The organism is Leucobacter sp. MMO-125, from assembly GCF_037148395.1.
GTDB lineage: Bacteria > Actinomycetota > Actinomycetes > Actinomycetales > Microbacteriaceae > Leucobacter.
Genome location: NZ_JBBCTL010000002.1, coordinates 419369 through 432555 on the forward strand (window position 1 = coordinate 419369; position 13187 = coordinate 432555).

The 13187-nt window shown below is 68.2% G+C and carries 13 protein-coding genes; 9 read left to right on the forward strand and 4 right to left on the reverse strand.

The window, feature by feature from the left end; all coding sequences use genetic code 11:
- Window positions 1–191: 191 nt before the first annotated feature.
- The 9 genes from WFI54_RS06590 to WFI54_RS06630 all read left to right on the forward strand — a co-directional run bounded on the left by WFI54_RS06590 (window position 192) and on the right by WFI54_RS06630 (window position 8251).
- A complete protein-coding gene (locus WFI54_RS06590; RefSeq protein WP_336651995.1) occupies window positions 192–806 on the forward strand; it encodes a hypothetical protein in 615 nt (204 codons plus the stop codon).
- The gene (locus WFI54_RS06595; RefSeq protein WP_336651996.1) at window positions 803–1045 is read left to right on the forward strand and encodes a helix-turn-helix domain-containing protein; all 243 of its coding nucleotides are present in this window, start codon (window positions 803–805) and stop codon (window positions 1043–1045) included. The genes WFI54_RS06590 and WFI54_RS06595 overlap by 4 nt, the downstream gene beginning before the upstream one ends.
- A gap of 96 nt (window positions 1046–1141) precedes the next feature.
- A complete protein-coding gene (locus WFI54_RS06600) occupies window positions 1142–2002 on the forward strand; it encodes a MurR/RpiR family transcriptional regulator (RefSeq protein WP_336651997.1) in 861 nt (286 codons plus the stop codon).
- A 151-nt stretch (window positions 2003–2153) separates the two neighbouring features.
- Window positions 2154–2891 (forward strand): tyrosine-protein phosphatase, encoded by a 738-nt coding sequence (locus WFI54_RS06605; protein ID WP_336651998.1) that lies wholly within the window; start codon window positions 2154–2156, stop codon window positions 2889–2891.
- Window positions 2888–3721 (forward strand): metallophosphoesterase, encoded by an 834-nt coding sequence (locus WFI54_RS06610; protein WP_336651999.1) that lies wholly within the window; start codon window positions 2888–2890, stop codon window positions 3719–3721. Before WFI54_RS06605 ends, WFI54_RS06610 begins: the two co-directional genes overlap by 4 nt.
- Window positions 3711–4733: an ABC transporter substrate-binding protein gene (locus tag WFI54_RS06615; protein WP_336652000.1), complete on the forward strand. Its 1023-nt coding sequence runs from the start codon at window positions 3711–3713 to the stop codon at window positions 4731–4733. Before WFI54_RS06610 ends, WFI54_RS06615 begins: the two co-directional genes overlap by 11 nt.
- Window positions 4717–6393, forward strand: a complete 1677-nt coding sequence (locus WFI54_RS06620; protein WP_336652001.1) for an ABC transporter permease — start codon at window positions 4717–4719, stop codon at window positions 6391–6393. The genes WFI54_RS06615 and WFI54_RS06620 overlap by 17 nt, the downstream gene beginning before the upstream one ends.
- An 8-nt stretch (window positions 6394–6401) precedes the next feature.
- The gene (locus tag WFI54_RS06625) at window positions 6402–7604 is read left to right on the forward strand and encodes an ABC transporter ATP-binding protein (protein ID WP_336652002.1); all 1203 of its coding nucleotides are present in this window, start codon (window positions 6402–6404) and stop codon (window positions 7602–7604) included.
- Window positions 7601–8251 carry a histidine phosphatase family protein gene (locus WFI54_RS06630; protein WP_336652003.1) on the forward strand — a complete coding sequence of 217 codons (651 nt, stop codon included), beginning with the start codon at window positions 7601–7603 and terminating at the stop codon, window positions 8249–8251. Before WFI54_RS06625 ends, WFI54_RS06630 begins: the two co-directional genes overlap by 4 nt.
- On the opposite strand, the gene WFI54_RS06635 is transcribed toward WFI54_RS06630, so the two are convergent.
- The 4 genes from WFI54_RS06635 to WFI54_RS06650 all read right to left on the reverse strand — a co-directional run bounded on the left by WFI54_RS06635 (window position 8232) and on the right by WFI54_RS06650 (window position 13130).
- Window positions 8232–9452, reverse strand: a complete 1221-nt coding sequence (locus WFI54_RS06635; RefSeq protein WP_336652004.1) for a serine hydrolase domain-containing protein — start codon at window positions 9450–9452, stop codon at window positions 8232–8234. The two genes, WFI54_RS06630 and WFI54_RS06635, sit on opposite strands and share 20 nt — an antisense overlap.
- 21 nt (window positions 9453–9473) lie before the next feature.
- Window positions 9474–11162: a biotin carboxylase gene (locus tag WFI54_RS06640; protein ID WP_336652005.1), complete on the reverse strand. Its 1689-nt coding sequence runs from the start codon at window positions 11160–11162 to the stop codon at window positions 9474–9476.
- A 236-nt stretch (window positions 11163–11398) separates the two neighbouring features.
- Window positions 11399–12880, reverse strand: a complete 1482-nt coding sequence (gene cls, locus WFI54_RS06645; RefSeq protein ID WP_336652006.1) for a cardiolipin synthase — start codon at window positions 12878–12880, stop codon at window positions 11399–11401.
- Window positions 12881–12950: 70 nt separating this feature from the next.
- On the reverse strand, window positions 12951–13130 hold the full coding sequence (locus tag WFI54_RS06650; RefSeq protein ID WP_024355613.1) for a hypothetical protein: 180 nt from the start codon (window positions 13128–13130) through the stop codon (window positions 12951–12953).
- Window positions 13131–13187: the final 57 nt, after the last annotated feature.

The window sequence follows — 13187 nt, forward strand, 5'->3', positions numbered from 1 at the left end:
GGGCTCGGGGTCGCGTCGTCGGTGCGGTCCCGGCCGATGCATCCAGGCTACGGGGTGATTGCGGATCGCGGGGGCCTGTTCGATCTGGGCGTAATGGGGCGGCTGGCACCCGGCTTCGACTTGACGGATCCGTCACACTCCCGGTAACTTATCGAAAAGCGATAATAACGAATATCGATAAAGGAGTGATCGTGACCCTTTCCACAGACCTGCACCGCCCCTCCACCGGAGATCGCGCTGGCCTCTGGGTCTTCGTCGGCGCAGGCGCCATCATCACCGTGGTCACCGCCGTGCTGGCGATCCAACGCATCATCGAGCTGCTCAGCCCGGGCCCCACCCCCGTCGAGGTGCGGTTCGCGGGATTGCCCATCGAACTCCCGGCTGGCACCGGCCAACTGCCCGCGCAACTCCAGACCGCAACGATCAGCGTTGACGAGATGCCCCTCGCATCTCTCATCGCCGGCGTCACCGAGCCCGTACTCACCACGCTCGTCACCGCAACGGTCGCCGCCTGCCTGATCGCGCTCGCCATCTCGGTACTGCGGGGCCGCATCTTCAGCCGACGCAACACCCGCCTGGTCAGCGTCGCGGGGATCGTCGGCCTGGTCGGCTCCGCGGCCGCGGCACTCTGCCGCACCATGCTCGCGAACGGCGCACTCGCGTGGGCATCCGATCGGCAGCTCGACAACACCGTATTCAGCTTCGCCCCGGGCCCCTACCTGCTCGCGACCTTCGTAATCGCACTGGTGAGCACGGTCTTCGTGGTGGGCGAACGCCTGCAGCGCGACGCCGAGGGGCTGGTGTGAGCCCCGCCGAGCCCGAAGAGGGCCACACGATCCACTGCCGCCTCGACGAACTGCTCGCCGCACGCAACCTGACCCTCACCGAACTCAGCGAGCGAGTGGGGGTCAGCCTCGTCAATCTGTCGGTGCTCAAGAACGATCGGGCTCGCGCGATCCGCTTCTCGACACTCACCGCAATCTGCCGGGCACTCGACTGCGAGGTGGGCGAGCTGCTCGTGATCGACCGGCAGCCGCAGGCCTGATCGAGCGGCTGCGCGATCCAGCGCAGCATGCGCGGACCTCGGGGTCGCCAAGCGCATCGTCACCTCACCGACACCCGCGTACACTACCCTGTCCGCATGTCCACGCACCTCGGAGCACTGGCCGCTGAGGCCGCAAGCTCAACCCTCGCGCGCATCCGCGCGTACGCCCCCGCGCTCGGCCCGAGCGAGGGGGCGGTCGCGCGTGCAGTGCTCGAACACTCGGCCGAGGTGCCACAGTGGTCGACGCAGCAGCTCGCCGCGGCCGCAGGCACCTCAGCAGCCACCGTAGTCCGGGCCTGCCAGCGACTGGGCTTCACGGGTTTCCAGCACCTGCGCCTCGAACTCGCACGTGACGAAGCGCCCTCGGAGGCCATGCCCGGCGACAGTGTCGACCGGGTGTTCGAGCGCGCCAGAGAGGCCCTGCTGCTCGGGAGGGACACGATCGACCGCCTCGCGCTCGCCGAAGCGGCCGCGGCCGTCGCCGCCGCCGGGCGCGTGTGCTTCACCGCCAACGGCTTCTCGGCACCGCCACTGCAGGACGCGGCCATGCGCTTTGCCACGATCGGGCGGCCGGTGGAGGCCCCGCTCGATATTCTCGCCCAGCAGTTCGCGGCGCACACCCTGGGGCCCGGCGACGTCTGCCTGGCACTCAGCCACTCCGGGGCAAACGCCCACACGCTCGCCGCCTGCCGGGCCGCGAAGCAGCGGGGTGCGACCGTCATCGCACTGTGCAGCTACCCGCGTGCGCCGATTCCAGAACTCGCCGACGTGGTCGTCTCCACGGGTGCCGCAGGATCGCAGCACACTATCGACCCCTTCTTCGTGCGCCTCACCCACGCCGTGCTGCTGCACGCACTGGTGACCGCAGTCTCAGGCTGCCTCGGAGCTACCGAGGCCTTCGACGCCCTCGACATGCGCTCGGTCGTCGCGCACGCCCTCACCGACTCTGAGGCCTAGCGCGGCACCGGCCGGCGCGTTCCCGACTCTTCGCGCGCGGTTCCCTCCCCGTTCATCCTCCGGTCACTCGGCCCCTCGATAGTGGTGATGTAACACGTTCCAGAAATTCTGGAACGAAGCGGAATCACCGCCGCATCATCCGAGGAGTCCCGTGTTCGAATTCCCGCTCGACGGCAGCTACAACGCCCGCGCCATCGGAGCCAAGCATGCACCGTGGCTCGTACGGGCGGCCGCGCTCGACGAGCTCACCGCCGACGGCGAGCGCGCCCTGCGCGACCGGGGCGTCGACCTCGTAATCGACCTGCGCGAACCCTCCGAGCGCAGCAAGCGCCGCCACTCCCTCACTGTGCAATCACTCCCCCTCTACGGCAAGCGCCCGCCGACGAGTGGCACGATCGAGTCGGTCTACACCGGCCTCGTGCGGGATCGCGGCCCGCAGCTCGCCGCGGCCGTGATCGCGATCGCCGAGCACCCCGGCACCGCCGTCGTGCACTGCACCGCTGGCAAGGACCGCACCGGCCTCGTCGTCGCACTCGCCAGGCTGGCCGCGGGCGAGCCGCGCTGCGACGTGCTCGACGACTACGCACGCTCGGGGTCGACGGTGCGCCCGGCCCGACGCGAACTCGTTGCCCAGCAGCTCGACGCGCTCGACCTCGCCGCGACCGCGCGGGCTGATGCCGAACGTCTGCACCTCGACAGCCCCGCGGAAGCCCTGCTCGTCGCCCTCGACCTCGTCGATCAGCTGGGCGGCGCGCACTCGTATCTGCTGCGGCACGGTGCCCGAACCGAACACTTCTCCGCACTCGCCCGCCGGGTGCCCACGGCCGAACCGACTTCGCCCGTCGCTGCACCCGCTTCGCCCGCCGCCGATCCCGAGCCGGTCCGATGAGCTCGGCGACCGGGCGCTTCACCGTGCTGCACATCAGCGACGTGCACGCCACCGAGGAGGGGCTGCTCTACGGCACTGTCGACGGCGTCGGCCGTCTCGAACGCGTGGGCGAGTACGCGCGCTCGGTCGGCATGACGCCTGAGGCCATCATCATCACGGGCGACCTCGCGCAGCGAGGCCACCCGGGAGCGTATCCCGCCGTCGCGCGTGCCTGCGACCGACTGGCCAAGATCGTGGGCGCCCCCGTCTTCACCGTGCTCGGTAACCACGACGATCCGACCGCCGCCACCGTGCTGCCCCGCCACCGCCACGGCCACGTCGGCGTCGAGCACGTCGAGGGATACCGCATCGTGCGCCTCGACTCGAGCACCGGCTCGCTCGGTGCCGAACAGCTGGCCTGGCTCGCCGAGACCCTCCGCGAGCCGTCCGAATCCGGCAGCATCGTCGCGCTGCACCACGCACCCGTCGAGTCGCCGCTCCCGTCGCTCAGCACGCAGGGCCTCGCAGACGCACACGAACTGCTGAGCGTGCTCGAAGGCTCCGACACCCGCGCAATCCTCGCCGGCCACTTCCATCACTCGCTCACGGCCTCGCTCGGCGGTATCCCCGTGTTTGTCGGCCCCTCGCTCGCCTACCACCAGGTGATGGACGCGGGCCCCGACACCGTCGCCGGGCACGACGCCCCCATGTTCTCGCTCGTGCAGTTCACCGCCCTCGGCGTAAGCGCCGCCGCAATCGGCCTGCACTCGCCGCCACCCATCTTCTCCCGACCCCTCACGCACCGCGCAGTACCCCTAGAGAAACTAGAGAAAGCAGATCATGTCCCGTAACCGTTCGCTCGGCGCCGTCGCGGCGCTCTCCCTCTCGGCGTTCGCACTCACCGCATGCGCGGCACCCTCCGCCGACGCGTCAAATGCCCCTCAGGCCGAGCCCGCGAGCCTTACCCTCTACACCTCGGAGCCGCAGGAGAAGATCGACGCGCTCATCGCTGCCTTCACCGAGCAACACCCCGAGATCGACGTCGAGGTGTTCCGCGCCGGCACCGGCGACCTCACCGCCCGAATCGCCGCCGAGGAGAAGGCCGGCGACATCGGCGCCGACCTGCTGCTCGCCGCCGATGCCCCCACCTTCGAGGACTACGCCGAGCGCGATCTGCTGCTCGAGTACGAGTCGCCCGAGGCCGCAAGCATCAAGCAGGATCTCATCGACCCCGAGCACTTCTACGTGGGCACGCGCCTGCTGCCGACGGTGATCGCGATCAACACGAACACGATCACCGACGCGCCGAGCTCGTGGCACGATCTCACCGACCCCGCCTACGCAGGCAAGATCGCCATGCCCAACCCCGATGTGTCCGGCGCAGCGGCCTACAACGCCGCCGTCTGGCTCGACGAGCCGAAGCTCGGGCTGAGCTGGCTCGAGGGTCTCGCCGCGAACCAGCCGCTGATTGCCGAGAGCAACGGCCCGGTGTCGCAGGCGGTCGCCGAGGGCAGCAGCCCCGTCGGCATCGTCGTTGACTCGCTCGTGCGCGATCTCGCCGCGGCCGGTTCGCCGATCGAGGCGGTCTACCCCGAGGAGGGCGTGCCCTTCGTGTCGCAGCCGGTCGGCATCTTCGCCGACACCGAGCAGCCGGAGGCCGCAAAACTGCTGGTCGATTTCCTGATCAGCAAGCAGGGCCAGGAGATCGCCGTCACCCAGTCCTACCTGCCGATCCGCGAGGACGTGCAGAGCCCGAAGGGCGCTCCGGAGATCTCGGACATTGTGCTGCTGACCCCCGAGCTGGAGAAGATCCGCGCCACCCAGGCATCCGCGGTCGAGACCTTCAATGGCCTCTTCCAGTAACGTGCTCGTGCCCGCGGGGCCGGTCGTCACCGGCCGGCCCCGCGGGCGCACCGCGCGCCTCGACGGCCTCGGCGCCGTTCGCGGCGCGTTGTGGATCGCGGTCGGCGCGCTCGTGGTGCTGCCGATCGCGGCCATTGTGGCGATCGCCGCGACGGGCGGCGGCTGGTCTCAGCTCGCCGACCCCGCGGTGCTCGAGGCGACGGTCAACTCGCTCGTCTCGGCCGCGCTGTCGGGGGCGCTCGCCGTGGTCGTCGGCACCGCCCTCGCGCTGCTGCTCGAACGCACCGATCTGCCGGGCCGTCGTGCGCTGCGCCTGCTCGCACTGAGCCCGTTGCTCATGCCGCCGTTCGTGGGCGCGATCGCGTGGCTGAGTCTGCTCGGGCCGAGCTCGCCCGTCAACTCGTGGTGGTCGGCCCGCTTCGGCGCACCGCTCTGGAATCTGTATGGCGGCGACGGCGTCGTCTTCCTCCTCACCCTGCACGGCTTCCCCGTCGCAATGATGATCGTCACCGCGGCGCTACGGCGTGTGCCGGCCGACCTCGAACAGGCGGCACGGATCGCCGGTTCCTCTGCCGGCCGCGCGATGATGGTGGTGACGCTGCCGCTGCTGCGCCCCGCCATGCTGTCATCGTTCACGCTCATTGCCGTCTCGAACCTCGCCGATTTCGGTATCCCTTCGATCATCGGCCTGCCCGAGCGCTATGTCACGCTGTCGACGCTCGTCTACCGCTATCTCCAGTCGGGCACGGTCGAGGATCCCCTCTCGGTGGTCGCGGCGATCGGCTTCGTGCTGCTGGTGATCGCACTGCTCGGCGCGGTGGTGGACCTGCTCCGTTCTCGCACCCGCGTCGAACTCGATGGGCAGGCCGCGGCACCGGATCGGCTACCGCTCGGCCGAGCGCGCGTGCCTGCCGGGGTCGTGACGGCCGTCATCGTGCTTGCGGTGACCGTGCTGCCCCTCGTCACGCTGACCGCCCAGTCGCTGCTGCCCGCGCCCGGGGTGCCGTTCACCCTCGAAAACCTCACGCTCGCGAGCTTTGAGCGCGCGCTGACGGCGTCAGGCACGCTCACCGGCATCGGCAACTCGGTGATGCTCGCCGTCTCCGCGGCCGTGATCTGTGGTCTGCTGGGGCTCGCGATCGGCACGCTCGTCACCCGCACGCGCGCCCGCGATAACGCCGGACTACTGGGGCTCGCACTGCTGCCGCAAGCGATCCCGGGCCTCGTGATCGCGGTGGCCTGGCTGGTGATCGCCCCGAGCATCGGGCTCTACAACACACCGTGGATCATCCTCTGCGCCTACCTCACCTCGTTCCTCGCGCTCGTCGTGCAGTCGGTGAGCGCTCCGCTCGCGGCGACCCCGGCCACCGCCGAGGAAGCCGCGCGGGTGGCGGGTGCCTCACGCCTGCGGGCGCTGTGGGACATCTCGTGCCGCATGGCCGTACCCGCCGCACTGTCGGGGGCGGTGCTCGTCGCACTCACCGCGGTGCGCGAGCTCACCCTGTCGGTGCTGCTGCTCTCCCCCGGTTCGCAGACCCTGGGCGTGGTCATTTTCAATCTGCAGCAGGCCGGTGCCTACAACGCTTCTTCTGCACTCTCTCTCATCGTCGCGCTCGTCGGTCTCGCCGGTCTCGGTCTCACCGCGCGCAGCTCCCGTTAGGAACCCCCATGTCTTCGGTCTCCCTCACTTCCGTCAGCCTCGCCTACCCGGGCGGCCATCTCGGTCTCGCCGACATCGATCTGCGGGTCGGCGACGGCGAGTTCGTGGCGCTCATCGGCCCCTCGGGCTCGGGCAAGACGACACTGCTGCGCACCATTGCAGGATTCGTGCGGCCCACAGCAGGATCGGTGCGGATCGGCGACGCCGTCGTGGCCGACGCCGACCGCTGCGTGGAGCCCGAGCGCCGCGGCCTCGGCATGGTGTTCCAGCAGCACGCGGTCTGGCCACACTGGAGCGTGGGCCGCAACATCGACTACCCGCTCAGACGCGCCGGGGTGGCCCGTGCCGAGCGGGTGCGCCGCGTCTCGGAAGCGCTCGAGCTCGTCGGCCTCGCCGGCGCCGAGCGCCGCAACCCGGCGACGCTGTCGGGCGGTCAACGGCAGCGCGTCGCGATCGCCCGCGCCATCGTCGCGCGCCCGCGCGTACTGCTCCTCGATGAGGCACTGTCGGCGCTTGACGAGCCGCTGCGCGACCGGCTGCGGCTCGAGCTGCGGCAACTGACCCGGCAGCTGGGGCTCACGGTGCTGCACGTGACCCACGACCGCAGCGAGGCACTGGCGCTGGCTGACCGCGTTGTGGTGCTCGACGGCGGCCATGTCCAGCAGCAGGGCACCCCGGCCGAGCTGCTACGGAGCCCCGCCTCGGCCTTCGTGGCGGGCTTCATCGCCGATGCAACCGTCATCGCCGGCGGGCTCGACGGGAGCGGATTCCGCGCAGACGGGCTGCCTCTCCATGTCTCATCTGGGCGGATCGCGGTCGGACCCGGAGCCGCGCCGCCCGCCGCCGAGGCCGCATCCAGCGCCGCGCCGGGGAGCACCGTCGAGCTGGCGGTGCTGCCCGAGCATGTGCGCGTCGTCCCGGATGCGGACGGGCCCGCCGTCGTGGTCTCCTCGCTCTTCGGCCGTGACGGCGACGACCTCGTCGTCGACTGGAGCGGGCTGCGGCTGCGCAGCCGCGAACACGGGGTGCGCTGCGCCGCCGGCACGCGCGTGCGCATCGAAATCGAACGCGCGATCGCCTACGCCGCGGCACCCGCCGGGCATCGAGCGGTCGGAGCGCGGTCGGCCGGGTCTCGGCAACAGCCGGTCCAGGGGCGCCGCGGGTCCGCATCCGAAGCGGCTCAGCCGGTACCGCCTATGGTGAATGCATGACCCCGTTGACCGCAAACGCCATCGCCCTGGTGCGACACGGCGAAACCGACTGGAACCTGGCGCGCCGCATCCAGGGACGCACCGAGGTGCCGCTCAACACGACGGGGCGCGCCCAGGCTGCCGCGGCGGCGGCCCGCCTCGCCGAACTCGCTGACGAAGGCGGCGCCCCCTGGCGTGGCCTGCTCAGTTCGCCCCTCGGGCGCGCGATCGAGACGGCCGAGATCATCGCGACAGCGCTCGGACTCCCCCAGGCACGCACCGACGCTGCGCTCTGGGAACGCGACTTCGGCCCGGCCGAGGGCCTGCTCGTGAGCGATGCGCACGAGCGCTGGCCGGGGCTCGATATCCCGGGCGCCGAGCCCAACGACTTGCTCGCCGAGCGGGCCGCTGGCGCCTTACTCGGCATCCTCGACCGCGCACCGGGCACCATCGTAGTCGCGCACGGCGCGCTGCTGCGAGCGGGGCTGGCCCGCCTCGGGGACTCGGCAGTGCCGCGCATCCTGAACGGCGATATCTGGTTGCTCAGCCGCGATCAGCTCGGCGATGCTTCGGTCGACGATCCCTCGGCACACCGGGCCGCACCACACGCAGGGCGCGCGCTGCGCGTCGCCCGAGCAACTGAGACGGCTACGCCTCTCCGCGGTTGAGCGCCCACGAGGCAACTTCGAAGGCGCGCACCGTCCAGAACAGCTTCTCGGCATCCTGCGGTGTGGGCCAGCTTGACACCTTTACCGCAACGACACCCGTGACCCTGTTCATGTAGATCATCTGGCCGTGGATGCCGAGCGCCAGCATCACATCGCCGCTCTCGCCGGGGAACCAGAACCCGTTGCGGTACATCCCACCGCGCATGTAGGTCGCATCGTCTGAGCTGGCGAACGCCGCCCGCGAATCGGGCCCGCCCGCGAAGGTGTCCTCCACCCACCACTCGGGCAGCACCGCCACGCCGTCGAGGGCGTACCCCTGGTTGACGTAGAGGTTGCCGAAGCGCGCGAGATCCCGCATCGCAGCAGACACGCCCCCGTCGAACATGCCGCCACCCACGCTGTCGATGCCGACGTGCGCGTCGAACTCAGCGCCCATCGGCTGCCACAGCCGTTCCGACATCACATCGCCCGCGTGTCTGCCCGCCGCGCCTTGGATCACGAAGCCCAGGGCATCGGTTTCACACGATTTGTAGTCGAACGATCCGCCGTGCGGCTTCTCCTGCCTCAGCGTCGCCAGGAATCCGAGCAGCGAATCGGGCACCTCCGGGTGCTTCTTCGGGGCCCAGCCGATCGCCTCCTCGAGCAGCCGCACCTCGGCATCCTCGTTGAGATATTCCTCTGAGAAATGCACCCCGGTGCGCATGTCGACGAGGTGGCGCACGAGCGCCCCGTCATACCCGGAGCCCGCAAGCTGCGGCACGTAGTCGGTCACTGCGGCGTCGAGGTGCAGCTCTCCGCTCGCCGCGAGCAGCCCCGCTGTCGTCGCCGTGAGCGACTTCGACACCGACATCAGCAGGTGCATGACCGCCGGCCCCAGTGTGCCCAGGTACTGCTCACCCACGATCGCGCCGCGGTGGGTGATCATCCACCCGTCGGTGTACGTGGCCGCCATCACCTCGGCGAAGCTCGCGCTGCGATCTTCCCAGGGGTGCGGCACGGTGAGGGCACCGAGATCCGCCGGGCGAAGCGCGAACTCGGTGGCTCGCACCCCCCGGCGGATCGGGTGCACTGGCAGGAAGGACTGGATGTTCTGCATCGACCACTGCAAGTACGGCGCGAACTGCCACTGATCGAGCGGGGGGACGACCTCGATGACGCCCGTGCTCGGGCCGTTCAGGCCGTATCCGGTCTCAGCATTCATCTGTTCAGTATTCCACGCAGCTCACTTGCCCTTGGCTGGTGCCGGCTTCGGCGCGGGCTCCTCCCCCTCGACCACTGTGGTGCGGTACATGCCGCGGATCGCATCGATGAGGTACTTCGCGTGCAGCGTGAGACCACCATGGCTCGCCTCGAGGTGCGCTTTCGTTACCAGGATGCCCAGATCGGCGCCCTTCCAGCGGTAGTCGCCCTCCTGGTAAATGCGCAGGTAGAACGCATCGGACTCGTTGCCCAGCAGGTGCCAGTCGTAGTCGTGATGCGTATAGACGAGGTTGCCGAAGTGGTCGAGCGAATAGCGCCCGGTGCGCGGCGCCGCGTCGATGCGCTCGACAGTATGGCTCGTGTGCTTGATCACCATGTGGCTCCACTCGTCTTCAGAGGCAAGATCTTCCCAGCGCTGATTGATCTCTTCGACGTCGATCTCGAAGTCGACACCCGAGTATTCGAGCAGGTGAAAGGCGAACAGCGGCACATCGGCGTAGGCCCCGGCGGTGACATTCGTGATCGCCGAAGCACCGCTGATGCGCGGGTTCAACTCGCCGAGATAGACGTCGCCGGTATCGGTGTCGAGCAGCACATCGACCTCGAAGAAGCCGCGGTAGCCCTCTTTGCCGAGACGGTCGCCAAGTCTGCGCACGAGCGCGATCGCGGCATGGCGGCTCTCATCGTCGAGCACCGTCGGAAACATCTCATTGCCGGCCCAGCCGCCGCGGTATGGCGTGAGGTCGGCGTGCCCCGTGATCTCGGTCATGCACGGCCCCACCACGGTGCCTTGCCTGGTCAGCACCGCTTCGATGGCGATCGGACGGTTGTTGATCCGCTTCATCACCTTGATCTCAACATTGGTGATGTCGTCGGCGATGGCCGCGAACTCGGCCTCGCTCGTCACGAAGTAGGTGGTCTTGCCAGAGTCGCCGTAAGCGGTCTGGATCACGAGATCCTGGCCCAATCCGGCGCGCTCGGCGACGGCCACCAGCTCATCCCAGTCGCGCACCGTGGTGAGCACATTGGGCACGCTGGGCACACCAACCGAATCGGCGATCTGGGTGGTGACGATCTTCGAGTCGAGACGCTCGCGCAGTTCGCTGCTCGGCAGAATCAGCTCGTAGTCGAGCTCTTCGCAGATGCGCTCGGTCTCCTCATCGAAGAACACCATCACCACCTGCGGCCGCACACCGGGCGGGGTGCGGCGCTCGATGTGGGCGCGCACCTCATGGTTGCTGAGCAACCAGTTGTTGATCTGCTCGCCGCTTTCAAACTCGACATACGGCTTCTCGGTCGGCGTGAACACCCGCGGATGGTTGCCATCCCAGCTGTCGTAGTAGGTGATGAACGAGAAGCCTCGCACCCAGCGGTCGAGCCCGAGCAGATTGAATGCGGTGGCCCCCACGAAGAACACGGGGGTGTCGCTCGTGCGCAGATAGTGGCGAATCTCAGAGATGTTCTTGAGTTTCGTGAACCCGCTGCGCCCGATGGTGACTGGGCCAGTAACAGGGGCTTTCCGAGGCCGTTTGCGCAGCGCAACGGGCTTCTTCACGGCGGGTGATTCGGAGGTGGCGGATCCGCCCCCAGCCGCTGCCTTCGCCGCCGCACGCGGCTTCGCAGCAGCGCGGGGCTTTGCAGCTGCCGCAGGTGTTGCAGCCGCATTCGAGACAGCGCTCTTGGCCGCCGACTTCGACGTGCGGGGCTTCACGGTTCTCGGCTTCGTTGCCCGAGATTTCTTCACCGCAGACGCTGCAGCTACTGCCGCGCCTTCATCACCTGAGGTGCTCACCACAGGGGTGTTTTCGGGTAGGGGGGAAGCAGTCTGACGCGCCATTGCGTTTCCTTCCGTTGAATACGGTAGAGGAATGCTGACACACCAGCGGCAGAATTCCAAAACGAGACCAACGGGGCTCAACGGCGTGCCCGCTCACACCCGCCGAACGGCTACTGCAGTGCTGAGGTGAGACGGGCCAGACCGTCGAGCAGCTGGGACGGCAACGACTGCTGCTGCCATTCCTCCAGCGTCAATTCACGAGCGTTCTCGCGGTAGTAGGCGTTGACTCCGTCGAGATCTTGCACGAAGGCCGCGCCGTGCACCACCATCGAGATCTCCATATTCAAGCCGAATGACCGCTGATCCATGTTCGACGAGCCCACCACGGCAACATCGTCGTCGATCGTGAAGTGCTTCGAGTGCAGAATGTAGGGCGGCCGGAACATCCAGATCCGCACCCCAGCCCGCAGCAGCTCCTCATAGTACGAGCGCTGCGCGTGATACACCACTGCCTGATCACCGATCTCAGACACGAAGAGTTCGACCTCCACACCGCGCGCCGTCGCCGCACGCACCGCGTTCATGATCGACCCCTCAGGCACGAAATACGGGCTCGTAATGCTGATACGCCGCTGAGCCGCGTACAGCAGGGAGACGAACACCTGCAGGTTGTTCTCGGCACCGTAGCCGGGCCCGCTGGGCACGATCTGGCAGTCGAGTCGACCCGGCCGATCGACCTCGAGCTCCCCCTCCGCGATATTCGTGAGGTACTCACCGGTCTCGATGTACCAGTCGCCTTGGAACACCGCCTCCAGGCCCAGCACGATCGGCCCCTCGACACGCACCATCAGGTCTTTCCAGTGCAGCCCGCGGCGACGATTCGCACGCTTGTTGTAGCTCGAATCGACAAGATTCTGCGAGCCCATGAAACCGACCTTGCCATCGACCACGAGAAGCTTGCGGTGATTGCGCAGATCCGGCCGCTGGTATTCGCCCCGCCATGGCCGCACCGGCAGCAGGTAATCCCACTCCGCACCCATCTCGGTGAGGCTCCGCCGCGTGCGCTTCGCACCGGGATTGCGCACAGCAGAGATGTGGTCGAGCAGCACACGCACCTTGACCCCCCGCGCGATCGCCTCGCGCATCGCGGCGAAGACATCATCGGTGGTGCGGTCATGCACGAGGATGTAGAACTCGATGTGCACGTATTCCTCGGCCTGGCGGATCGCCTCTGCCATACGCGCGAGCGATTCCTCGTAGTCGATGCAGAGCGAGGCCGAGTTGCCGAGCAGCATCGGCTGAGCGCCGAGCGAACGACCCAGCTTCACAGCGTTGTCGACCCCGGGCGGCAGCTGGGACTCGGGGGTCACCAGGCCGTTATCTTCACGGCGCGACACCTCTGCAACGAACTCGTTGACGGCCTCCTGCATCAGCTCGCGCTTCTTCGGTAGGCGCTTACTGCCGATGATGAGGAAGAGCAGCAACCCGGGCACCGGCAGCAGGAAGATCGCGAGCAGCCAGGCCATACCGGAAGTGGGCCGGCGGTTGCGCGGCACCACGAAGAGCGCCACGATCCTGATGACGTTGTCAACGATCAGCGCTGTCAGTGTCCACAGGTACGGCCAATTGAATCCGAACCAGCTCAGATCCATGCCCGCCTGCCTCCCTGAACCCCCGATGAGCGACTCTCACGCGTGTGAGAACACTCTATCGAGGCAGCAGTCAGGATTCGTCGCGCAGCGGAAGGCCCGCTTTGGCGCGCTCCTCGTTCTCAATCTGCTGGTATACCCGGCGCTCCGTGCGATCCGCGCGCAAAATGAGGCGCAGCACCATCCAGAAAAACAGACCGATGAGCACGGTCGGGATCAGCGACCAGATCGCGTTCATCCACCAGTTATCCATGACCCCCAGCGTACCGGCCCTCTCCCGGGCAAATCCTGGGACCGCCACGAGCGTTCC

Coding starts and splice junctions, on each gene's coding strand:
- WFI54_RS06600 (WP_336651997.1), top strand. CDS start 1,142: ATGTCCACGCACCTCGGAGCACTGGCCGCTGAGGCCGCAAGCTCAACC.
- WFI54_RS06610 (WP_336651999.1), top strand. CDS start 2,888: ATGAGCTCGGCGACCGGGCGCTTCACCGTGCTGCACATCAGCGACGTG.
- WFI54_RS06615 (WP_336652000.1), top strand. CDS start 3,711: ATGTCCCGTAACCGTTCGCTCGGCGCCGTCGCGGCGCTCTCCCTCTCG.
- WFI54_RS06620 (WP_336652001.1), top strand. CDS start 4,717: ATGGCCTCTTCCAGTAACGTGCTCGTGCCCGCGGGGCCGGTCGTCACC.
- WFI54_RS06625 (WP_336652002.1), top strand. CDS start 6,402: ATGTCTTCGGTCTCCCTCACTTCCGTCAGCCTCGCCTACCCGGGCGGC.
- WFI54_RS06630 (WP_336652003.1), top strand. CDS start 7,601: ATGACCCCGTTGACCGCAAACGCCATCGCCCTGGTGCGACACGGCGAA.
- WFI54_RS06635 (WP_336652004.1), bottom strand. CDS start 9,452: ATGAATGCTGAGACCGGATACGGCCTGAACGGCCCGAGCACGGGCGTC.
- cls (WP_336652006.1), bottom strand. CDS start 12,880: ATGGATCTGAGCTGGTTCGGATTCAATTGGCCGTACCTGTGGACACTG.
- WFI54_RS06650 (WP_024355613.1), bottom strand. CDS start 13,130: ATGGATAACTGGTGGATGAACGCGATCTGGTCGCTGATCCCGACCGTG.